The following is a 21,577-nucleotide window of genomic DNA, read 5'->3' on the forward strand; positions in this document are numbered from 1 at the left end:
CCCCCCCTGACGCGATAACGCCCCGCTTGGTTTGACCGAGCGGGGCGTTATGTTTTTTGATTTTTGATCGTAAGAGAGTTTTGGATTTTTTCTAGGTTTGGCGGTGACCTACTCTCCCACGTCTTGAGACGCAGTACCATTGGCGCGCCGGCACTTAACGGCCGAGTTCGGGATGGGATCGGGTGTTTTGCTCGTGCTATGACCACCAAACCGAGGAAAAATCCGTGGCGCGGAGTTTTATGTCCGCGCCGCACATCAGGGGTTTGTCCAAGTCGTTTTGTGTGACTTCTGATTTTTCCAGTCTTGCTTTTACTGGATCGTATCAAGCCTATCGGGCCATTAGTACCGGTCAGCTGAGCGTGTTGCCACGCTTACACCTCCGGCCTATCGACGTGGTGGTCTACCACGGCCCTCAGGGATACCTTGTTTTGAGGGGGGCTTCCCGCTTAGATGCCTTCAGCGGTTATCCTTTCCGGACATAGCTACCCTGCACTGCGGCTGGCGCCACAACAGGTCCACCAGTGGTCCGTTCACCCCGGTCCTCTCGTACTAGGGGCAACTCCTCTCAAGTATCCTACACCCACGGCAGATAGGGACCGAACTGTCTCACGACGTTCTAAACCCAGCTCACGTACCTCTTTAAACGGCGAACAGCCGTACCCTTGGGACCTGCTCCAGCCCCAGGATGAGATGAGCCGACATCGAGGTGCCAAACGGTGCCGTCGATATGGACTCTTGGGCACCATCAGCCTGTTATCCCCGGCGTACCTTTTATCCGTTGAGCGATGGCCCTTCCACTCGGGACCACCGGATCACTATGGCCGTCTTTCGACTCTGCTCGACTTGTCAGTCTTGCAGTCAGGCTGGCTTCTGCCATTGCACTCAACGAGCGATTTCCGACCGCTCTGAGCCAACCTTCGCGCGCCTCCGTTACGCTTTAGGAGGCGACCGCCCCAGTCAAACTACCCGCCACACAGGGTCCCGGATCCGGATAACGGACCGCGGTTAGACATCAAGCAGAGCAAGGGTGGTATCTCAAGGGAGGCTCCACAGGGACTGGCGTCCCTGCTTCGAAGCCTACCACCTATCCTGCACATGCTCGGCCTAATGCCAGTGTGAAGCTGTAGTAAAGGTGCACGGGGTCTTTCCGTCTAACCGCGGGAAGCCTGCATCTTGACAGGCAATTCAATTTCGCTGAGTCGATGTTGGAGACAGCGGGGAAGTCGTTACGCCATTCGTGCAGGTCGGAACTTACCCGACAAGGAATTTCGCTACCTTAGGACCGTTATAGTTACGGCCGCCGTTTACCTGGGCTTCAATTCGGAGCTCTCACTCCTCCTTTTAACCTTCAGGCACCGGGCAGGCGTCAGACCCTATACGTCGTCTTGCGACTTCGCAGAGCCCTGTGTTTTTAGTAAACAGTCGCCACCCCCTGGTTTGTGCCCCCGGATCCAAGTTGCCTTGAACCCGGGCCTCCTTCTCGCGAACTTACGGAGGTATTTTGCCGAGTTCCTTCAACATCGTTCTCTCAAGCGCCTTGGTATGCTCTACCAGTCCACCTGTGTCGGTTTAGGGTACGGTCTGATGGAGGGCTATTTCCAGGAACTGGGTGGCTGCCCGACCAATCCGATAAGGTCGAACAACGTCTCCAATCCGTCACATCCTCCTGGCTCAGGAATATTAACCTGATTCCCATCGTCTACGCATTTCTGCCTCGACTTAGGGGCCGGCTTACCCTGCTCAGATTAGCTTTAAGCAGGAACCCTTGGACTTTCGGCGTGAGGGTCTCTCACCCTCATTGTCGCTACTCATGTCATCATTCTCGCTGGTGATCACTCCACCGGATCGCTCACGCGCCGGCTTCACAGTAAACACCCTATCCTCCAATGATCCCGAAGGATCTAAGGAGGATTGGTGTTATATCACACCACGCTCCGCTACCACTGCATACGCAGTCCTCAGCTTCGGCTCATGGCTTGAGCCCCGTTACATCTTCGCCGCAGGACAACTTGATTAGACCAGTGAGCTGTTACGCTATCTTTAAAGGATGGCTGCTTCTAAGCCAACCTCCTGGTTGTTTTGGTCGTCCCACCTGCTTTCCCACTTAGCCATGAATTGGGGGCCTTAGCTGGAGGTCAGGGTTGTTTCCCTCTCCACTACGGACGTTAGCATCCGCAGTGTGTCTGCCATCTAGTACTCCCGGGTATTCGGAGTTTGGTTAGGATCAGTAAGCCTGTGGGGCCCCATTACCCATCCAGTGCTCTACCCCCCGGGGTATTCGGATGACGCTCTACCTAAATAGATTTCGCGGAGAACCAGCTATCTCCGAGTTTGATTGGCCTTTCACCCCTAGGCACAACTCATCCCGACCTTTTTCAACAGGTGTGGGTTCGGACCTCCAGTAAGTGTTACCTTACCTTCATCCTGGTCATGCCTAGATCACTCGGTTTCGGGTCTGATCCCACATACTCGACGCCCTATTCAGACTCGCTTTCGCTACGCCTACACCTAACGGCTTAAGCTTGCATGTGAGACCAAGTCGATGACCCATTATACAAAAGGTACGCCGTCAGGGCTCGAGGCCCCTCCGACTGCTTGTAGGCGTCCGGTTTCAGAAACTGTTTCACTCCCCTCGTCGGGGTGCTTTTCACCTTTCCCTCACGGTACTGGTTCGCTATCGGTCAGCAAGGAGTACTTAGCCTTCGAGGGTGGTCCCCCGATCTTCAGACAGGATTTCACGTGTCCCGCCCTACTTAATGCGTCCTTCACGTTTCCCATACGGGGCTGTCACCCGCTATGGCCTGGCTTTCCATCCAGTTCTGGTCACGTTTACGGCTCGGCTGGTCCCCGTTCGCTCGCCGCTACTAGGGGAGTATCAATTGATTTCCTTTCCTCCGGGTACTTAGATGTTTCAGTTCCCCGGGTTTGCTCTTTGAACCCTATGTATTCAGGTCCAAAGTACCTGTCTTACCCAATTAGTGTGCGCTACCGCTTCGCTACTTGAGCGCATTTGCTCTCATAGCTCGACCGTCTCACACAATAACCGAGTATCAGGTGGGTTGCCCCATTCGGAGATTCCTGGATCAAAGCTTATTCTCAGCTCCCCAGGACTTATCGCAGAGTATCACGTCCTTCATCGCCTCTTGCTGCCAAGGCATCCACCAAACGCCCTTCTCGCGCTTGATCCGATCCAGAAAGAGCAAGACTGACGTCTCTCGGCGCCAGGCTGGTTCGACCAGCGCCTCTCTTTCGGATCAGAAGTCGTACATTTCCCGTATGATCCCGAAGGACCATACTGTTTGGTTAGTGTACTTGACTTGGACAAAATTGCCGTTTCTGAACCGGCTGCAGTTTCGGAGGCAAATCCGAAGACTGCGCCATCTCATGGCTCAGAGATCATCCCCCACTGGGGCGATCAGCAATTCTGATGTTAACTCTCTTTACGATGTCAATGTGCGTCCGGTTGGACGGTAAAACACTCGGCAGTGCTTTACGATCAAACCGTGCGGTCGTGGTGGAGCGTGTCGCGCCAATGGCGCGCAAAACAGGGACTCGATACGGGGAACCAAGCGGAGCTTGGTGGAGCGTATCGGGATCGAACCGATGACCCCCTGCTTGCAAAGCAGGTGCTCTCCCAGCTGAGCTAACGCCCCATGCGCCCCGAAGGGAATGGTGGGTCGAGGAGGACTTGAACCTCCGACCTCACGCTTATCAGGCGTGCGCTCTAACCACCTGAGCTACCGACCCAAGATACGGGCGGTAGCCCGCGTGACTGGACTGAAGAGATATGTGGACGGCCTGGCCCATGATGTTTTGACATGCAAAGGACATGTCAGTGCTAAGTGATGCACGATCGGGAGCGAACTCCGTGATGCTAGCATCATCCTTAGAAAGGAGGTGATCCAGCCGCAGGTTCCCCTACGGCTACCTTGTTACGACTTCACCCCAGTCGCTGAGCCTACCGTGGCCAGCTGCCCCCTTCGAAAAGGTTGGCGCACCGTCTTCGGGTAGACCCAACTCCCATGGTGTGACGGGCGGTGTGTACAAGGCCCGGGAACGTATTCACCGCGTCATGCTGTTACGCGATTACTAGCGATTCCGACTTCATGCCGTCGAGTTGCAGACGACAATCCGAACTGAGATAGCTTTTTGGGATTAACCCATTGTCACTACCATTGTAGCACGTGTGTAGCCCAACCCGTAAGGGCCATGAGGACTTGACGTCATCCACACCTTCCTCCGGCTTATCACCGGCAGTTTCCTTAGAGTGCCCAGCCGAACTGCTGGCAACTAAGGACGTGGGTTGCGCTCGTTGCCGGACTTAACCGAACATCTCACGACACGAGCTGACGACAGCCATGCAGCACCTGTCTTGGATCCAGCCGAACTGAAGGAATTCCTCTCGGAAAACCGCGATCCAGATGTCAAGGGTTGGTAAGGTTCTGCGCGTTGCTTCGAATTAAACCACATGCTCCACCGCTTGTGCGGGCCCCCGTCAATTCCTTTGAGTTTTAATCTTGCGACCGTACTCCCCAGGCGGAATGCTTAATCCGTTAGGTGTGTCACCGACACGCATGCGCGCCGACGACTGGCATTCATCGTTTACGGTGTGGACTACCAGGGTATCTAATCCTGTTTGCTCCCCACACTTTCGCACCTCAGCGTCAGTATCGAGCCAGTGAGCCGCCTTCGCCACTGGTGTTCCTCCGAATATCTACGAATTTCACCTCTACACTCGGAATTCCACTCACCTCTCTCGAACTCAAGACTACCAGTATCAAGGGCAGTTCCGGGGTTGAGCCCCGGGATTTCACCCCTGACTTAATAGTCCGCCTACGTGCGCTTTACGCCCAGTAATTCCGAACAACGCTAACCCCCTCCGTATTACCGCGGCTGCTGGCACGGAGTTAGCCGGGGTTTCTTTACCTGCTACCGTCATTATCTTCACAGGCGAAAGAGCTTTACGACCCTAGGGCCTTCATCACTCACGCGGCATGGCTAGATCAGGGTTGCCCCCATTGTCTAAGATTCCCCACTGCTGCCTCCCGTAGGAGTCTGGGCCGTGTCTCAGTCCCAGTGTTGCTGATCATCCTCTCAAACCAGCTATGGATCGTCGGCTTGGTAGGCCATTACCCCACCAACTACCTAATCCAACGCGGGCCGATCCAAAGGCGATAAATCTTTCCCCCGAAGGGCACATACGGTATTAAACCCAGTTTCCCGGGACTATTCCGTACCTTTGGGCACGTTCCCACGCGTTACTAACCCGTTCGCCGCTAGACCCGAAGGTCTCGCTCGACTTGCATGTGTTAGGCCTGCCGCCAGCGTTCGTTCTGAGCCAGGATCAAACTCTCAAGTTGAAACGCCGTTGCCAGCGTATCCTTGACGTTCGAACCTCTGCACATCGTTTCCTGACCGGCTAAGATCAGGAACCGTCTCTGTTTGATGTGCTCCAGGTCTCCTTAGAAACCAGAAGCCGCCAAACAGTGAAGCTGACACTCCATTATCGGCAAAAAGCCTAAGAGCGTTGATCTATGTGCAGTTTCGTCCATCGAACGAACCAAACCGCCCACAAATCTCTTCAGTCACCAGCAATGTCAAAGAGCCAGAGAGAACAAAACCAACCGAAGCGCCCAATCCCTTAGGCGCGCCAGCCTGCCCATCCTCTCGATATTGTGTCGAACCGACCGCCCTTCAAGACCCCCGATCCGCCCCGCCAGCGCCCTCAGCGCCGCCGGTGAAGGGGGTTCTACGGATACTGGCAGAGACCCGCAAGCGCTTTTCTTCACCTCCCCCCACTTTTTTCGCAGAAACATGTCAAAGCACTGATACAAAACGCTTATTTCTTGACCGCCCGATACAATTTCCCCGCCGCAGCCCAACCTTACCCGGCGTAAGATCGGGGAATCGGGGGCGGAATCGGTACCGCTATCAGGATCGCCCCAGCCTCCCCCCTCTCCCCTACGTACGCGTACATACGCGCGCGCGTACCGGCGGATAGGGAGCCCCAGCGCCCGCGACGGCAGCCATGCGTCCAAGACACCTTTTACCGATGGGCCGCCCCTGCTAAGAGGCCGCGACGTTAACCAAGGAGGTGTCCGATGGGCTATCGGGTCGTCGTTGTGGGTGCCACGGGCAATGTGGGCCGCGAAATGTTGAACATCCTGGCGGAGCGCCAGTTCCCGGTGGACGAGATCGCTGCGCTCGCCAGCCGAAAATCGCTCGGCACCGAGGTCAGCTTTGGCGACACGACCCTGAAGACCCAGGATCTGGACACCTTCGACTTCGAAGGTTGGGACATGGCGCTCTTCGCCGTCGGCTCCGACGCGACGAAGACCTTCGCGCCCAAGGCGGCCGATGCCGGCTGTGTCGTCATCGACAACTCGTCGCTCTACCGCTACGAGCCGGACATCCCGCTGATCGTGCCCGAAGTGAACCCGGACGCGATCGAGCACTACCGGAACCGCAACATCATCGCGAACCCGAACTGCTCGACCGCCCAGATGGTTGTCGCGCTCAAGCCGCTGCACGACCGGGCGCGGATCAAGCGCGTCGTCGTCTCCACCTACCAGTCCGTGTCCGGCGCCGGCAAGGAAGGCATCGACGAGCTGTGGGATCAGACCAAGGGCATGTACGTGCCCGGGCAGGAGGTCGCGCCCTCCAAGTTCCAGAAGCAGATCGCCTTCAACGTGATCCCGCACATCGACGTCTTCATGGAGGACGGCTCCACCAAGGAAGAGTGGAAGATGGTGGCCGAGACCAAGAAGATCGTCGATCCGTCGATCCGGGTCACGGCGACCTGCGTGCGAGTGCCGGTCTTCGTCGGCCACGCCGAGGCCGTGAACATCGAGTTCGAGGACTTCCTCGATGAAGACGAGGCGCGCGACATTCTCCGCGAGGCCCCCGGCATCATGGTCGTCGACAAGCGCGAGGCCGGCGGCTACGTGACCCCGGTGGAATGCGTGGGCGACTACGCCACCTACATCAGCCGCATCCGCCAGGATTCGACCATCGAGAACGGCCTGAACCTCTGGTGCGTCTCCGACAACCTCCGCAAGGGCGCCGCGCTGAACGCGGTGCAGATCGCGGAACTGCTGGGGAACCGGGTTCTTAAGAAGGGCTGAGGCCTATGGCGCGGCGGTGATTAGCCGCCGCGCCATGATTCTCGGCCGCCACCGCCGCTCTTGCAGCCGAACTGACTTTTCGAGACTTTTTTCGAGCGAGAGCGCTTTTCCAGCGGGTAAGCCACTCACTAGTACGTCAGGAACCGGTCCGTCGCCGTATAGGCCACGATCGGCAGCTCACATTTGGATGCGGATTCGCAGAAACTAGAGGCACGCTCGGATTCCCCTTGCCTTTAAGAAATCTTACATCGTATGATGTGGAAAATCTTAAAGGGGCTGAGCATTGCCGTCATTCAAAACCGTGATCGTCTCCACGTTGGTGGACGTTGAAACCCGCCTCGAGGACTTTGGCGTTACGCGCGAAGAGATCGTGGCTATCGGGCACACTGCGCGCGCTTATGCGGATGACGCCAGCCCTTCTATGCCGTTGAACGCGGCTGGCATGTTGTCCTACATTCACGGTGTAGGCGAACTCCGCCAACAGCTTGTGGGGACCGACTACATCCCCGACCGTGCCTGCGGCGTCGAATCCGTCATACGCCGGGACCGAAGCGTTCGCATCGCATTCCAGAACGTTGATAAAAGCTGCGCCGACATGCCGCCGCTGCCCCGGACCGAGAAGGGCAGCGGTGCCGCTGCCCTTTCCTCCCCATCGCTATTCGAACACGCTGGCATCGAAGCCGGTCCCTTGACCGGCGTTCACGACGGCGTGCGGACGTACTATGTCATGGTCGGCCTTGATGGCAGTGTCGAACTCTCATGCCCGGTGATCGAAAAGGGCAAGTACGTCGATTGGATCGAGCGCATCTACATCTATTCGCCGGAGGGAGATTGGGAGGCTGAGCCTCACACCGATACCGGCCCAATCGAAGACTTCGACATTAGCGTCTCTTTCAAAGACACCTGATGTTTAACGCGGACCGTCTCAGAACAGCCCGCGAAAGGCGGATGCTGACCTCGAAGGGACTCGCGGAGCTTGTAGGCCTGTCTGCGGTGACCTTGTCGAAATATGAAAACGGGCATCCGCCTGATGAGGCTACAGCAAAGCGAATTGCACTGGCGCTTTCTTACCCCATCGATTTTTTCTACCGAGATGCGCCCGAGCGTCTTGATACAGACGCCGTTAGTTTCCGAAGTCTGGCTCGCATGAAGGCGAAGGAGCGCCGAGCCGCGGAAGCGGCTGGGGCGCTCGGCATCGAACTATACGAGTGGATTGACTCACGCTTCAACTTACCCGCTGCCGATCTTATCGATCTGAGCAAAGAGCGCCGCCGCCCGTATGTCGCTGCGCGCCTCCTGCGCCAGCATTGGGGCTTAGGCGACCGGCCCATCGGCAACGTTCTCAAATTGATCGAGGCTAAGGGTATTCGTGTCCTATCACTATCGGAGGCTACCAAGAATGTTGATGCTTATTCGTTTTGGCGTGGCGACCACCCCTATGTTTTTTTGAACCAAGAAAAGACGGCGGAACGGTCTATCTTCGACACCGCTCACGAGCTTGGACACCTTGTCTTGCATCATCATGCGGACTCGAAAACTGACAAGGAAGCTGAAACGCAGGCAGACAGATTTGCCTCCGCATTTCTGATGCCCGAAAACGATGTGATGGACTATGCCCACCTATTCACGGCAGGACAGATTATCGCAGCTAAGAAGCGGTGGAAAGTCTCTGCCATGGCTTTGGCCTACCGGCTTAACTCGCTGGGCTATATTAGTGAATGGAACTATCGTTCTTTGCTTATTGAGCTTGGGAAACGCGGGTATCGCAGTGGCGAACCGGAGGGAATTGAGCGCGAAGTTTCGACCGTTCTCGCAAAGGTTTTAGCCGCTCTTTGGTCCAAGGGCATGACTAAGGATGATATTTCGAGGGATCTGGGGATTCCTTTGGAGGAAATCGAAGCTCTGATTTTTCGGCTGTCGCCAGATAAATTGACCGTCAGCGAACCCGGCAAACCGGCTTTGAGAATTGTAAAATAGATTTGCTACTATGCTGCCTTATAGTCTTAGCAATCGTTCGGTTATGCACTTCCATGTCTGCTGGCAGCGGCCGTCGGCAGATTGCCATTTGTGTGAGAAACCAAACCTTAAAACGGCCATTTCCCCTTGATAAGCCCTCCAGCGCCTTGCTGCTTCGATGGATGGACGAAAAGATGAAACACACCGCATGACCCAATGACCGATCAGGCTGCGGCCGCTCCAGCTGGCCCAATCGGTTAACATTTGGTAAAATCCCGCAAGCTCCCCCAACAATATCAACACCTTAAAAAGCGTCCCACGCGTGGGACGCCCCGTCCCTCAGACCGTGACGAAGCGGCCTTCCTCGGGCAGGTAGTGTTGCAGCGTGCCGGCCCCGATGTCGAAGATCAGCCCGTGGAGCGACAGCCGCTCCGCCTCGACGGCCTCCCGGACGAAGGGGAATTCCCAGAGGTTTTCCAGCGAGACGACCACCGTTTCCCTTTCGAGGGCGCGGAGCTGTTCCGTCTCGTCCGAGATCCCCGCCACCCGCTCGTAGCCCGGCCGCAGGATGTCCAGCCACCTCCCCACGAAGCTCTCCTTCGTCTCCAGTTCCGGCGCCTTCCCCGAGCACATGTGCTGGCAGCCCTGCACCCCGCCGCATTCCGTGTGCCCGATCACGATCACATGCGCCACCCGCAGCACCTTCACCGCGTATTCCAGCGCCGCCGAGGTGCCGTGCGGGTCCCCGTCCGGCAGGTAGGGCGGCACCACGTTGGCGATGTTCCGGTGCAGGAAGATGTCGCCCGTCTCCGCGCTGAAGACCCCGTTCACGTTCACCCGGCTGTCGCAGCAGGCGATGGCCATGATCCGCGGGTTCTGCCCTTCATCCGCCAGCTTCCGGTACCAGATCTTGTTCTCCGCATAGGTCGTCGCCCGCCAGCCCCGGTATCTCGGCACCAGGTACGGCGGCAGCGGCATCGCGTGGATCTTCGTGTCACGGTCGGGCATGGGCGGGCTCCGGCAGTATTTTCAGGTCGTCCAGACAGAGTCTTAGTGCGCGATTTGATGAAATTCGAGGGTATTCTTCCCGCCCGGCCTAACGCTTTGTTCAACGCCTCCGCCCGATACTCCGCCCGCGAGGTATCGGAACATCCAGGACGGCGGGGGTGACAGTGTCTGCAATCTTATCGCTCAAATATTCGGACTCCATCGGGCTGGATGCCGACGTACTCGAGGCACTCTACGATCAACTTGGCCCGTTCAGCGCCGACACCATCGTCAGCGGCGCGGTGGAGGAGCTCGCGGTGCGTCTGTCCGACATCGCGCCGCTCTACCGCGCCGGCCGGATGACGGACCTCGCGCGGCTTGCCCAGAGCATGGTCGCCATCTCGACGCAGATCGGCCTCCGCACGCTCGCCCGCGTCGCCGAAGACGTCTGCCACTGTGCCACGGCCGAAGACGGGACAGCGCTTGCGGCGACGCTGTGCAGGCTCGAACGGATCGGCGATCGGTCCCTAACGGCCATCTGGGATCTCCAGGACATCACGGTCTGAGCCCGGATCGCCACGCATTCCGCCCCTTGCGGCCCCGGCGGGACCGAATACTCTGCGCCCGACTTTGGCAAGACGAATTGAAACCGGACGGACCTATGACGCTCTCCTTCGCCGATACCGATGCCCCCTCCACCGCGTTGCACCTGCTGACGCCGGATGACCTGCCCGCGTGGCGACAGCGGCACTCGGCCGAAGTGTCCTCTTGGATGGAGCGGATCGGCTTTACCGGGGCACTGGGGCAGGCCGCCCTCGTACCTGATGGCGAGGGTGCCATTGCCGTGGCCGGGTACGGCACCCCGGAGAAGCGGGCGCGAGGTCGCTTTCACCTCGCTTCCGCCGCCAAGTCACTTCCCGACGGCGTTTATCATCTGGAAACCGACCTGCCGGCGAACGAATTGGTCGAGGCCGTGTTGGGGTGGCTTCTGGCGGCCTACACGTATGATCGTTACAAACCCACCACCCGGTCCGGAGGCGCACGCCTGAAGGCGCCGGATGGTCTCGACACAAAGCGCATCCTCACCGTCGCGGAGAGCGAGGCCTTCACCCGGGACCTCATCAACACGCCCGCAAACGACATGGGTCCGGAAGAGTTGGAGGAAGCGGCCTGCGCCCTGTTCGACGAATACGGCGGCACACACGAAGTCACCCGGGGTGACGACCTGCTCGCCGCCAAATTCCCGCTCATTCATGCCGTCGGCCGCGCATCGCCCCGCGCGCCCCGCCTGGTGGACCTACGCTGGGGGGAGACGGGACCCGCGCTGACCCTTGTCGGCAAAGGGGTCTGCTTCGACACCGGCGGCCTCAATCTGAAGCCCGGCGGCTCCATGGGCCTGATGAAAAAAGACATGGGCGGCGCGGCAACCGTGCTCGGACTGGCGCGCTCTATCATGGCCCTCAAGTTGCCGCTCCGCTTGCGCGTCCTGATCCCGGCCGTGGAGAACGCCGTCTCCGGCGCCGCCTTCCGCCCGCAAGATGTTCTGACATCGCGCAAGGGCCTGACGGTAGAAGTCAACAACACCGACGCCGAAGGCCGCCTGGTTCTGGCCGACGCCCTGGCGCTGGCCGCGGAGGAGGCACCCGACTGCTTGATCTCCATGGCGACGCTCACGGGTGCCGCTCGGGTTGCAGTTGGGCCGGACCTTGCGCCGTTCTTCACCGACGACGAGAGCATTGCTTCAGCCCTCTCCCAGTCCGGCGCACGTGTGGCCGATCCGGTCTGGCGGCTTCCGTTCCATACGCCCTACGAAGCCCTCGTCGAACCCGCCATTGCGGACCTCGACAATGCGCCGAAGGGGGGTATGGCGGGCGCAATCACCGCGGCCTTGTTCCTGCGTCGCTTCGCGGAAGGCGCGCCAAGCTACACCCATTTCGACATCTACGGCTGGCAGCCCACCGCAGCCCCCGCCCGCCCCGTCGGCGGCGTGGGACAGGGCGCCAGGGCCATTCTGGACGCGCTGCCGGACGTGCTCGGCCTGTGACGGACGATCGCCGCCTTCGGCCAGCCAATGCGCGCGTGGCGGCCAGCGAACTCAGGGGCCACGTGGACGCCCCGACCTATGTCGACGGCACCTGGCACCGCATCATTTCGCCCGTGGCGGACATACTCGATGCGCCGGGCGGGCGGCGAGACCGCCAGTTGCTCTGGGGCGAACGGGTCCGCGTGCTGGAGCGCACTGCGGACCACGCCTTTCTTCAGGCGGCCCGCGACGGTTACGTCGGCTATGTACGAAAGACGTCGCTTGGACCCGACGCGGCGGCGACCCACCGGGTCTCGGCCGCCGCCACGCACCTATATCCGGCGCCGGACATGAAACGCAGGGAGCATTGCGCACTGTCCCACGGATCACGCCTCACGGTTCGCGCGGCGTTCGGGGCGTTCCTCGAAACGGATTGCGGGCATTATGTTCCTGCGTGCCACGTCGCGCCGGTGGCAACTGTGGAGCCGGACCCTGTCGCGGTCGCGGACCTCTATCTTGGCACGCCCTATCTCTGGGGCGGCAACTCGCGCATGGGGATCGACTGCTCCGGGCTCGTCCAAGCCGCGCTTCTTGCATGCGGCTTCCCCTGCCCGGGTGACAGCGACCAGCAGCAGCAGAGGGTTGGAATGGCCTTGCCCGAGGGATCGGAGGCGCGCCGGGGAGACCTGTTCTTCTGGCGAGGTCATGTGGCGCTTGCGGCCAACGCAGAGACCCTGATTCACGCCACCGCGCATGGGATGGCCGTCGTCCGCGAGCCGTTGACGGAGGCCCTTGCCCGCATCGCGGCCTCAGACGCCGGACCCGTCTCTGCGCACAAGCGTTTTCTGACGAACGAGGTCACTCCACCGCGCGGATGAGTTTGCGCTCCAGCACGCGCAGGACGACCTTGAGGTCGTGCCCCCGCTTGAGGATCTGCCCGTCCATGCCGATGACGGAGTACATTCCCTGCTTCTGGCGCAACCTCGGCCGCTTCTCGATCCGGTAGATCGGCGTCTCGGCGGTGCGGCGGAAGATGGAGAAGATCGCGACCTCGCGCAGGCAGGAAATGCCGTAGTCGCGCCATTCGCCCGCGGCCACCATCCGCCCGTAGAGCCCCAGAATCACACTGAGTTCCGTCCGATGAAAGGCCACCTGCTGGGGCAGGTGGCCGGTGATCAATGGCGTCGGTGTTTCCACGTTCATAGGGCAACTCTGGGCCGCGGGCTCACTCAAATCAACGCAGAAATGCGCCACGCCCCATTTCGACCGCAAAATGACCCCGGCCGTTGCACACGGCGCTCACACGCCCGCCACCGTGCTCACGTTAATCTGAACCTGTAGCGAGCGAATGCTCATCCGGTGCCGCGGTCAAATTGCCCCCACCCAGCCGCGGCACCGGAGCTACGTGCACCCCATCCCTCCGATACCTCGATGCACCGGATGCGTGTAGTAGCGGCCGCCGTCTGCAACCCGTCCGACCTGTCCCGCCGCACCCGTTGCACGGGCATTGACGTGCCGTCCGCGGCAGGCTACGCCGCCGCCCTCACCGACCGAGGGGAAACCATGGGACGCAAGCGCAAGGGACGTGACATTTCCGGTTGGGTCATCGTGGACAAACCCGCGGGCCCCACGTCAACGGCTGTCGTCAACAAGGTCCGCTGGGCGTTCGAGGCGAAAAAGGCCGGCCATGCCGGCACGCTCGACCCGGCGGCCACGGGCGTTCTGGCGGTGGCGCTCGGGGAGGCGACCAAGACCGTGCCCTACGTGACCGACGCGCTAAAAGCCTACCGTTTCACCGTGCGGTTCGGGCAGGCCACCAACACGGACGATGCCGAGGGCGAGGTGGTCGCCACCAGCGACGCACGCCCGTCGGACAGCGAGATCGAGGCGGCCCTCTCACCCTTCGTGGGGGACATCCTCCAGGTCCCGCCTAAATACTCCGCCGTCAAGATCGACGGCGAGCGCGCCTACGCGCTTGCCCGCGACGACGAGGAGTTCGAGATTGCCGCCCGGCCGCTCTACGTGGACAGCCTGACCCTGCTTTCCCGTCCCGACGCAGACCACGCGGAGTTGGAAATGGTCTGCGGCAAGGGCGGCTACGTCCGCGCGATTGCCCGCGACCTCGGCGCCGCGCTCGGCTGTCATGGCCACGTGACCTCCCTGCGTCGCATCTGGTCCGGCCCGTTCGATACCGAGGGCGCCCTGGACTGGGCGACGTTGGAAGCACAGGCGAGAACACCGGACATCGACGCCTGGCTGCGCCCCCTTCAGGAGGGCCTCGTGGACCTGCCCGAACTGCCCTGCACCCCCGAAGGCGCGTCCCGTTTGCGCAACGGCAACCCCGGCATGGTCCTGTCCGCGGCAGACGTCGAATACGGCGACACGGTGTGGGCCTCCTACCAGGGTAAACCCGTCGCCATCGGCATCTACCGCAGCGGCGAACTGCACCCCGACCGGGTCTTCAATCTTCCCGCCGACGCATGATCCTCCGCACGCATGTGAAAGGCGACGCGCCGTCGGAGGCGCTCTATTCGCCGTGTGAAGGATACCGGTATACCCTTACCCGCAGATGGACCCAACGCGGCCAGCACCTGCTCTACATCATGCTGAACCCGTCGACCGCCACGGAGGCGGCCAACGACCCGACCATAGAACGCTGCGAGCGCCGCGCCCGGGCCATGGGCTTCGGCGGCTTCACGGTCTGCAACATATTTGCCTGGCGCGAAACCAGCCCGCAGGCCCTCCGCAAGGCCCCCGACCCGGTAGGACCGCAGAACGATGCCGTCCTGCTGGAGCAATGCACGGCCGCGGAAACGATCCTCTGCGCCTGGGGTGCGCATGGCGATCACATGGGTCGCGGCCGAGCGGTGGAGCGCCTGCTTCGCCAGACCGGACGGCCGCTCTGTTGTTTGGGCCTCACGCGAGACGGCCACCCCCGCCACCCGCTCTACATCAGCTACGGCACCCGGCCCGAACCGTGGCCGGAGCAAGCCGGGGCGGCCTGAACGGCAGAACCCTCTTCCTCCCGCCCGGATTTTCCTCTATACGCCCGCATCCGCGCTTCGAATCCGGACGCGGACACCTCCAAGGGCCCTGCTGGACGACATCCCGGCTTGTGCCATGACCCCAAACCCGAAGGAGACCCCGATGTCGATCACTGTTGAAGAAAAAGAAAAGGTCATCAAGGAATTCGCCACCAAGCAGGGCGACACCGGCTCTCCGGAAGTCCAGGTTGCGATCCTGACCTCGCGGATCAACACGCTGACCGAGCACTTCAAGACCCACAAGAAGGACAACCACTCCCGTCGCGGTCTTCTGAAGCTCGTTGCTCAGCGTCGGAAGCTGCTGGACTACCTGCGTGGCAAGGAAGAGGCGCGCTATCAGGACCTCATCAAACGCCTGAACATCCGCCGCTGATCCGGCCACACACGCTTCCACACGACGAACGCCCGCTGCCACAGCGGGCGTTTTGCGTTTCGGGCAGGACCCCGTCGACCTTTCGCCGCCGCAGGGCGTGAAGAGACCAACCCGGTCCTTCTTGTGTCCCGAAATATCCCGGGGTCAGGGGCAGCGCCCCGGTCGCGCCGCCACCAGCCGAGGCGGCGGGCGAACCCCGCCCAACCGGCCGGGTCGGTACCACGACCTGCTTTCCAACTGCCCCAAACTCCTGTATGGCGTCGCAATCTGAGACGTGGTGCGAGCGACCCCGGCACCGTGAAGAAGGATATCAGGGGTCGGCGGCAATGGGGCCGCCATGCAAACGGGAGACCCGGGATACGCCCGGGAGGGCTCCCTATCAGGATACGCTAGATGTTCAAAGAAGTAAGAAAATCAATGCAGTGGGGGCCGGAAACGCTCACGCTGGAAACCGGAAAGATTGCCCGCCAGGCAGATGGCACCGTCATCGCGACGCTGGGCGAGACCTCGGTCATGGCGAACGTGACCTTCGCCAAGGAACCCAAACCGGGTCAGGATTTCTTCCCGCTGACGGTTCACTACCAGGAAAAATACTACGCGGCCGGCAAGATTCCCGGCGGCTTCTTCAAGCGCGAGGCGCGCCCGACCGAGAAGGAGACGCTGACCGCGCGCCTGATCGACCGCCCGTGCCGTCCGCTTTTCGCCCCGGGCTTCAAGCACGAAGTTCTGGTGATGTGCACCGTGCTCAGCCATGACCTCGTCAATGATCCCGACATCGTCGCCATGATCGCGGCCTCCGCGGCGCTGACGATCTCGGGCGTGCCCTTCATGGGCCCGATCGCTGCTGCGCGGGTCGGCTTCGTGGACGGCGAGTATGTGCTGAACCCCGAAGTGGCGGACATGGACCAGCTGCGCAACAACCCCGAGCAACGGCTCGACCTGGTTGTCGCCGGCACCAAAGACGCAGTGATGATGGTGGAATCGGAAGCCTACGAGCTTTCCGAGGACGAAATGCTGGGCGCGGTCGTCTTCGCGCACGAGCAGATCCAGCCGGTGATCGACCTGATCATCTCGCTGGCTGAAGAGGCCGCCAAGGAACCGTTCACCTACACGCCGCCGGATTACTCCGACCTCTACGCCGCCGTGAAGGCCGCGGGCGAGGAAGACATGCGCGCGGCGTACGCAATCCGCGACAAGCAGGAGCGGACCAACACCGTGTCTGCCGTCCGCGAAAAGATCCGCGGCGCCCTGACCGAGGAACAGCAGGAGGATCCGAACCTAGGCTCCGCCCTGAAAAAACTCGAGTCGAGCATCCTGCGCGGCGACGTCGTCAGGAACGGCAACCGGATCGACGGCCGGTCCACCACCACCGTTCGCCCGATCACGGCGGAGGTCGGCCTGCTGCCGCGCACGCACGGCTCGTCGCTGTTCACCCGCGGCGAGACCCAGGCGCTGGTCGTCACCACGCTGGGCACCGGCGAGGATGAGCAGATCATCGACGCCCTGCACGGCAACTTCCGCTCGAACTTCCTGCTGCACTACAATTTCCCGCCGTATTCGGTCGGCGAAGTTGGCCGCGTGGGCTCGCCGGGCCGTCGCGAAATCGGCCACGGCAAGCTGGCGTGGCGGGCGCTTCAAGCGGTTCTGCCCTCGGCGACCGACTTCCCCTACACGATCCGACTGGTGTCCGAAATCACGGAATCCAACGGGTCGTCCTCCATGGCGTCGGTCTGTGGCGGGTCTCTGTCGATGATGGATGCCGGCGTGCCGCTCAAGGCGCCGGTGGCCGGTGTTGCCATGGGCCTCGTGCTGGAAGATGACGGCGCCTATGCGGTGCTGACCGATATCCTCGGCGACGAGGATCACCTTGGCGACATGGACTTCAAGGTCGCCGGCACCGAAAACGGCATCACCTCGCTGCAAATGGACATCAAGGTTCAGGGCATCACGCCCGAGATCATGAAGACCGCCCTGGCCCAGGCCAAGGACGGCCGGATGCACATCCTCGGCGAGATGGGCAAGGCGCTTTCGGAAGGCCGCTCGGAGTTTTCCGCCCATGCCCCGCGCATCGAGACGATGACCGTTCCCACCGACAAGATCCGCGAAGTGATCGGCTCGGGCGGCAAGGTCATCCGGGAGATCGTGGAAACCTCCGGCGCCAAGGTCGACATCAACGACGACGGTGTGATCAAGATCGCCTCCCCCAACGCGGAGGCCATCCAGAAGGCCTATGACATGATCTACTCGATCGTGGCGGAGCCGGAAGAGGGCAAAGTCTACAAGGGCAAGGTCGTGAAGATCGTCGATTTCGGCGCCTTCGTGAACTTCTTCGGCAAGCGGGACGGCCTCGTGCACGTCTCCCAGATCGAAAACCGCCGCCTGAACCACCCCTCCGACGTGCTGAAGGAAGGCCAGGAGGTCTGGGTGAAGCTGCTGGGCTTCGACGACCGCGGCAAGGTCCGCCTGTCCATGCGCGTTGTGGACCAGGAGACCGGCGAGGAAGTCAAGAAGGAGGCCAAGGCCGACGCGGAGTGATCCGCCCGGCTTGGTTATCGTTCAACGGACAGGGACCGCGCCTCGGCGCGGTCTTTTTTATTCCGGTCTGCTTGCGGGGATGGTGAAACGCCAAGTGGCCTTCGGCCGGACGGGGCGTGCCCAAGCCGCCAGCCATGCGCCCCGCGCGAAAGGCTCGCAAGGCGCCTCACGGCTTATCGATGGTCGATAACTGTTTCGGTGAGCTGCCCCGCGGGGTGCGATGGCGCTCAGCGCAGGTTGTCTTCCTCGTGGGCCACGTTGATCCCGAGCGCGTCCATTCCGTCTTCGAGGAAATTGGCAAGTTCGGGCATGCCGCCGAGGTAATCCTCGGTGGGCGCCGTGCGCTCCATCTGCGCTGTCTCCAGCGCCTCATCCAATTCGTCGGGACCGAAGGTCTCCCGGCCGATCCACATCAGAGCGACGAGGCTGATCTGCTCGTCCTCGTTGAGGCCGGAGATGTATCCGCGAAGATGCGGATTGTCCGGCCCGTATTCGCGCGCGAGGGCGATCACCCTGACCACTTTTCCAGTGCTGATATTGATCATCGCTCTTTCCTCCTGCGTGATCCATTTTTCGCCCCGGGCATCGAAAGCGCAAGAAGAACCGTCGCCGCGCCGGGCATTATGCGGCGCAATCACGCAACCAGGCGATAATAGAGGGCGTCCGGGAGGAACTGGGCGAGACGAAACAGCCAGGAGAACGGTCTGGGGAAACTGCAGGAGAATCCGCCGGTCTCCATGTGAGAAAGAACACGGCGCGCGGCGGCGTCGGGTTCCATAAGGAACGGCATGGAAAAGTCGTTCTTGTCGGTCAGCCGGGTACGGATGAAGCCGGGGTTGGCGAGTTGAACCTTGATGCCAGTGCCGCGTAAGTCCGCGTGCAGGCTTTCGGCCAGCCCCATGATCCCGGCCTTCGCCGCAGCGTAACCGACCGCACCAGGCAGACCCCGGTATCCGGCGAGCGATCCGACAAAGACAATGTGGCCGGCCCCCCGCTCTACCATCTCCGGCAGAACCGGGCCGAGAACCCGCGCCGCGCCGGTCAGGTTGGTGTCGCACATCGCGGCGGCCTGCGCGCCGTTGTACTCCTGCGCGCGCATCGGCCAGTAGACCCCGGCGAGGTAGATCAGCCCGTCTACCGGACCGGCAGACTGAGCGGCAGCCGTGCATGCGTCAGCGTCCGTCACGTCCAGCGGCATGGTCTGGCTCGGGCCTGGCAACGATGCGGCAAGGCTTTCGAGCCTGTCGGCGCTGCGCGCGCTCAGCACGAGGTCGTACCCCTCCGCGCTCATCGCCTCCGCCAAGGCGCGCCCAAGGCCTTCGCTCGCGCCGATCAGCCAATACCGACCCTTCGGCGCAGTCATCGCGAAACTTCCTGCGTCGGCGGCTCAGGACGGACGCGATACGTTGCACCCTTTAGCTTGAGCCGCATCGCCTGCCAGTAAATTAGCGCCATCACCCGTACGGAGCCGAAGGGCCGTCGGACACAGGAGGCGAGGATGCCACGGTCTGTCAACGGTTGGCGCGGGCCAGTGAGCGTCGCCATTAGGCCGCCATCCGGGCGGCGATAGTCGATGCGGATGCCGATGCGGTCCGGCCGGATGTCGAACGTGAACCCATAGCCGCCGTCGACCGGCTGATAGGGCGAGACGTGCAACAGTTTGCGGGCCTCCAACGTGTCCTGCGGCCCAATCGGTTCCCGGTCCTCGCGGTGGCAGAGGTAGCTGTGCCGGTCCCCGAAGGTGTTCGTCACTTCGGCGATCACCGCCCGCAGCCTACCCTCCGCGTCATGGCAGAGCCAGAAGCTGACCGGGTTGAACACGTATCCAAGAATGCGTGGCTGCGTTAGCAGCAATATCCGCGCGGCTGCTTCGTCAAACCCATGCGCGCCCAGAACGTCCCGCGCCCAAGCCACTCCACGCCCCTTCCCCGGCGGGCCGCCATGGTCGCGGTCGTGGAGTGCGGCGAGGTTGAAACGGTTGCGGGAAAACAGTCGCGTCGGGGGCGGCTTGGCGTTCGGGTCGATCAGCACGTAATCGACCCCGTAGCGGAAGGAGTTGCTCACCGCTCCGCGGCGGCCATGCCAGGTATGGCCCGCGATATGGTCCGCACCAGTCATTGCGCGGCGGTCTCGAACACCGATTGAGACAGGATCGAGTCCGCCACGTCCGCAGCGCTTGCAAGCCCGTCTTCGTGAAAGCCGTTCTTCATCCAGGCGCCACAGAACCACGTCCGCGCCGTACCGTTGCGCTTGGCCAGAACCTCCTGCGCTGCGAAGGCGCCGAGATCGTAGACCGGGTGCCGTAGCACCGTCTGGTCGTAGATCAGCTCCTCGCGGATGGGCCGGGTGCTGTTGAGGGTGACGAACAGGGGATCGTCCGCCGGAATGGGTTGAAGCGTGTTCATCCAGTACGTCAGGTCGATCCGGTCGCATCGCTTGTCGGGCGCTTCGGCATAATTCCAGGCCGACCAACACGCCCGTCGGTTCGGCATGACCGACGGGTCCGCGTGCAGCGTCACTTCGTTGGGCTGATACGCAATGGCCGAAAGGGCGGCGCGTTCGGCCGGCGCAGGGTCGGCCAGAAGCCGCAACGTGTCGTCGGAATGGGTGGCGAAGATCACGTCGTCGAACCGCTCCCACTCGCCGTGGCGGTCTTTAACCTCTACGCCGCCCGGTATCCGACGTACGGCGGCAACGGGGCTGGACAGCCGCATCTCCGCGCCTCTCTGGCGCAGGTCGCTTTCGAGCCGTTGGACGTACTGCTCCGACCCGCCCCGCACGGTGTACCATTGATGCTGCCCGGAATGGTGGAGAAGCGCGTGGTTCCGAAAGAAGTCGACCATGGCGCGGGCCGGGAAATCCAGGATCCGCGTGACCGGGGTCGACCAGATCGCGCCGGAGAGCGGGGAGAGGTAGTAGTCCCGAAACCATGGCCCGGTGCGAAGGGACTGCAGCAAGCTTCCGATCGTGGCTGAGGGGCCGAGCGTGTCGGCCACAGCCTCGGCACGGCCATTGAAACGAAATATGTCGCGGATCATGCGAAGAAACGCAGGCCGTGCAATGTTGCGCCGTTGCGCGAAGACCGTTCCGATATCTCGTAGGCCATACTCGATGCGGCCCCCTTGAATCGACGCACCGAATGTCATCGTCGAGGGAGCGACCGGAACGTCGAGTTGTTGGAACAGGGTGTTGAGGCGGGGGTAGTTCGGACGGTTGAACACGATGAAACCGGTATCCACCGGCTGATCGCCGCGTTTGCCCGCAATCCGCGTCCGCGCATGGCCGCCCAGCCGAGGGCCGGCTTCGATGAGCACGACGCGGTGATGGCCGGTCAGGAAGTGCGCCGCTCCCATGCCCGAGATGCCGCCGCCGATGATGGCGATCTTTCTTCGGGCCAGCCCGGCGTGATCGAATGGCATGAACGCGTCTCCCATTTAACAGTCTAATTTCACTACGCCCGGGCGACCATCACGGATCATTCGGAATTTTTTCCGCCCTGCCATTGATCCACTCAAAGGGATGCTCCGTAGACAGG

16 protein-coding genes, 2 tRNA genes and 3 rRNA genes are annotated in these 21,577 nt (G+C 61.6%); 10 read left to right on the plus strand and 11 right to left on the minus strand.

Translation table 11 applies throughout. The annotated features are described in order from the left end of the window. Positions 1–95: 95 nt before the first annotated feature. The 5 genes from rrf to BM075_RS18005 form a co-directional block, all read right to left on the minus strand. Positions 96–210, minus strand: a 5S ribosomal RNA gene (gene rrf, locus BM075_RS17985). Between the two features lie 108 nt (positions 211–318). Then, positions 319–3,186: ribosomal RNA gene (locus BM075_RS17990) — 23S ribosomal RNA — on the minus strand. Positions 3,187–3,577: 391 nt separating this feature from the next. Next, positions 3,578–3,653: transfer RNA gene (locus tag BM075_RS17995), tRNA-Ala, on the minus strand. A gap of 17 nt (positions 3,654–3,670) precedes the next feature. Further along, positions 3,671–3,747: transfer RNA gene (locus tag BM075_RS18000), tRNA-Ile, on the minus strand. 143 nt (positions 3,748–3,890) lie between these two features. Further along, positions 3,891–5,360, minus strand: a 16S ribosomal RNA gene (locus tag BM075_RS18005). The 16S, 23S and 5S rRNA genes sit together here with 2 tRNA genes alongside, the layout of an rRNA operon. A 741-nt stretch (positions 5,361–6,101) precedes the next feature. Here BM075_RS18005 and BM075_RS18010 point away from each other — a divergent pair. From BM075_RS18010 to BM075_RS18020, 3 genes are all read left to right on the plus strand, one after another. After that, a complete protein-coding gene (locus tag BM075_RS18010; protein ID WP_093362091.1) occupies positions 6,102–7,124 on the plus strand; it encodes an aspartate-semialdehyde dehydrogenase in 1,023 nt (340 codons plus the stop codon). 283 nt (positions 7,125–7,407) lie between these two features. After that, positions 7,408–8,031 carry a hypothetical protein gene (locus tag BM075_RS18015; protein ID WP_093362092.1) on the plus strand — a complete coding sequence of 208 codons (624 nt, stop codon included), beginning with the start codon at positions 7,408–7,410 and terminating at the stop codon, positions 8,029–8,031. After that, positions 8,031–9,101 (plus strand): helix-turn-helix domain-containing protein, encoded by a 1,071-nt coding sequence (locus tag BM075_RS18020; RefSeq protein ID WP_093362093.1) that lies wholly within the window; start codon positions 8,031–8,033, stop codon positions 9,099–9,101. Before BM075_RS18015 ends, BM075_RS18020 begins: the two co-directional genes overlap by 1 nt. A 318-nt stretch (positions 9,102–9,419) precedes the next feature. Here the strand turns inward: BM075_RS18020 and BM075_RS18025 are convergent, their stop codons facing one another. Next, the gene (locus tag BM075_RS18025; protein WP_093362094.1) at positions 9,420–10,088 is read right to left on the minus strand and encodes a carbonic anhydrase; all 669 of its coding nucleotides are present in this window, start codon (positions 10,086–10,088) and stop codon (positions 9,420–9,422) included. A gap of 164 nt (positions 10,089–10,252) precedes the next feature. Here BM075_RS18025 and BM075_RS18030 point away from each other — a divergent pair, with 164 nt between their 5' ends. From BM075_RS18030 to BM075_RS18040, 3 genes are all read left to right on the plus strand, one after another. Next, positions 10,253–10,633, plus strand: a complete 381-nt coding sequence (locus tag BM075_RS18030) for a hypothetical protein (protein WP_093362218.1) — start codon at positions 10,253–10,255, stop codon at positions 10,631–10,633. Positions 10,634–10,728: 95 nt separating this feature from the next. Then, positions 10,729–12,111, plus strand: coding sequence for a leucyl aminopeptidase family protein (locus tag BM075_RS18035; RefSeq protein ID WP_093362095.1), 1,383 nt, complete (start codon positions 10,729–10,731; stop codon positions 12,109–12,111). Next, positions 12,108–12,968, plus strand: a complete 861-nt coding sequence (locus tag BM075_RS18040; RefSeq protein ID WP_093362096.1) for a C40 family peptidase — start codon at positions 12,108–12,110, stop codon at positions 12,966–12,968. Before BM075_RS18035 ends, BM075_RS18040 begins: the two co-directional genes overlap by 4 nt. Here BM075_RS18040 and BM075_RS18045 read toward each other — a convergent pair. Continuing rightward, positions 12,949–13,293 (minus strand): DUF2794 domain-containing protein, encoded by a 345-nt coding sequence (locus BM075_RS18045; protein ID WP_093362097.1) that lies wholly within the window; start codon positions 13,291–13,293, stop codon positions 12,949–12,951. The two genes, BM075_RS18040 and BM075_RS18045, sit on opposite strands and share 20 nt — an antisense overlap. Before the next feature lie 360 nt (positions 13,294–13,653). On the opposite strand from BM075_RS18045, the gene truB reads away from it, so the two are divergent. From truB to pnp, 4 genes are all read left to right on the plus strand, one after another. Further along, on the plus strand, positions 13,654–14,574 hold the full coding sequence (truB, locus tag BM075_RS18050) for a tRNA pseudouridine(55) synthase TruB (RefSeq protein WP_093362219.1): 921 nt from the start codon (positions 13,654–13,656) through the stop codon (positions 14,572–14,574). Further along, complete coding sequence (locus BM075_RS18055; protein WP_093362098.1) at positions 14,571–15,095, plus strand: DUF1643 domain-containing protein; 525 nt, start codon at positions 14,571–14,573, stop codon at positions 15,093–15,095. The genes truB and BM075_RS18055 overlap by 4 nt, the downstream gene beginning before the upstream one ends. Before the next feature lie 142 nt (positions 15,096–15,237). Then, on the plus strand, positions 15,238–15,507 hold the full coding sequence (gene rpsO / locus BM075_RS18060; protein WP_093362099.1) for a 30S ribosomal protein S15: 270 nt from the start codon (positions 15,238–15,240) through the stop codon (positions 15,505–15,507). 393 nt (positions 15,508–15,900) lie between these two features. Continuing rightward, on the plus strand, positions 15,901–18,042 hold the full coding sequence (pnp, locus tag BM075_RS18065; protein WP_093362100.1) for a polyribonucleotide nucleotidyltransferase: 2,142 nt from the start codon (positions 15,901–15,903) through the stop codon (positions 18,040–18,042). A 227-nt stretch (positions 18,043–18,269) separates the two neighbouring features. On the opposite strand, the gene BM075_RS18070 is transcribed toward pnp, so the two are convergent. From BM075_RS18070 to BM075_RS18085, 4 genes are all read right to left on the minus strand, one after another. Next, positions 18,270–18,587, minus strand: a complete 318-nt coding sequence (locus tag BM075_RS18070) for a DUF3775 domain-containing protein (protein WP_093362101.1) — start codon at positions 18,585–18,587, stop codon at positions 18,270–18,272. 89 nt (positions 18,588–18,676) lie between these two features. Beyond that, the gene (locus tag BM075_RS18075; RefSeq protein ID WP_093362102.1) at positions 18,677–19,405 is read right to left on the minus strand and encodes an SDR family NAD(P)-dependent oxidoreductase; all 729 of its coding nucleotides are present in this window, start codon (positions 19,403–19,405) and stop codon (positions 18,677–18,679) included. Next, positions 19,402–20,160: a DUF1365 domain-containing protein gene (locus BM075_RS18080; protein WP_093362103.1), complete on the minus strand. Its 759-nt coding sequence runs from the start codon at positions 20,158–20,160 to the stop codon at positions 19,402–19,404. The genes BM075_RS18075 and BM075_RS18080 overlap by 4 nt, the downstream gene beginning before the upstream one ends. Next, positions 20,157–21,461 (minus strand): NAD(P)/FAD-dependent oxidoreductase, encoded by a 1,305-nt coding sequence (locus tag BM075_RS18085; protein ID WP_093362104.1) that lies wholly within the window; start codon positions 21,459–21,461, stop codon positions 20,157–20,159. The genes BM075_RS18080 and BM075_RS18085 overlap by 4 nt, the downstream gene beginning before the upstream one ends. Between the last annotated feature and the right edge of the window lie 116 nt (positions 21,462–21,577).

Source organism: Tropicimonas isoalkanivorans (assembly GCF_900112335.1).
Taxonomy (GTDB): Bacteria; Pseudomonadota; Alphaproteobacteria; order Rhodobacterales; family Rhodobacteraceae; genus Tropicimonas; species Tropicimonas isoalkanivorans.

Coding starts and splice junctions, on each gene's coding strand:
- BM075_RS18075 (WP_093362102.1), bottom strand. CDS start 19,405: ATGACTGCGCCGAAGGGTCGGTATTGGCTGATCGGCGCGAGCGAAGGC.
- BM075_RS18010 (WP_093362091.1), top strand. CDS start 6,102: ATGGGCTATCGGGTCGTCGTTGTGGGTGCCACGGGCAATGTGGGCCGC.
- BM075_RS18070 (WP_093362101.1), bottom strand. CDS start 18,587: ATGATCAATATCAGCACTGGAAAAGTGGTCAGGGTGATCGCCCTCGCG.
- rpsO (WP_093362099.1), top strand. CDS start 15,238: ATGTCGATCACTGTTGAAGAAAAAGAAAAGGTCATCAAGGAATTCGCC.
- BM075_RS18035 (WP_093362095.1), top strand. CDS start 10,729: ATGACGCTCTCCTTCGCCGATACCGATGCCCCCTCCACCGCGTTGCAC.
- pnp (WP_093362100.1), top strand. CDS start 15,901: ATGTTCAAAGAAGTAAGAAAATCAATGCAGTGGGGGCCGGAAACGCTC.
- BM075_RS18085 (WP_093362104.1), bottom strand. CDS start 21,461: ATGCCATTCGATCACGCCGGGCTGGCCCGAAGAAAGATCGCCATCATC.
- BM075_RS18055 (WP_093362098.1), top strand. CDS start 14,571: ATGATCCTCCGCACGCATGTGAAAGGCGACGCGCCGTCGGAGGCGCTC.
- BM075_RS18025 (WP_093362094.1), bottom strand. CDS start 10,088: ATGCCCGACCGTGACACGAAGATCCACGCGATGCCGCTGCCGCCGTAC.
- BM075_RS18045 (WP_093362097.1), bottom strand. CDS start 13,293: ATGAACGTGGAAACACCGACGCCATTGATCACCGGCCACCTGCCCCAG.
- BM075_RS18080 (WP_093362103.1), bottom strand. CDS start 20,160: ATGACTGGTGCGGACCATATCGCGGGCCATACCTGGCATGGCCGCCGC.
- truB (WP_093362219.1), top strand. CDS start 13,654: ATGGGACGCAAGCGCAAGGGACGTGACATTTCCGGTTGGGTCATCGTG.
- BM075_RS18020 (WP_093362093.1), top strand. CDS start 8,031: ATGTTTAACGCGGACCGTCTCAGAACAGCCCGCGAAAGGCGGATGCTG.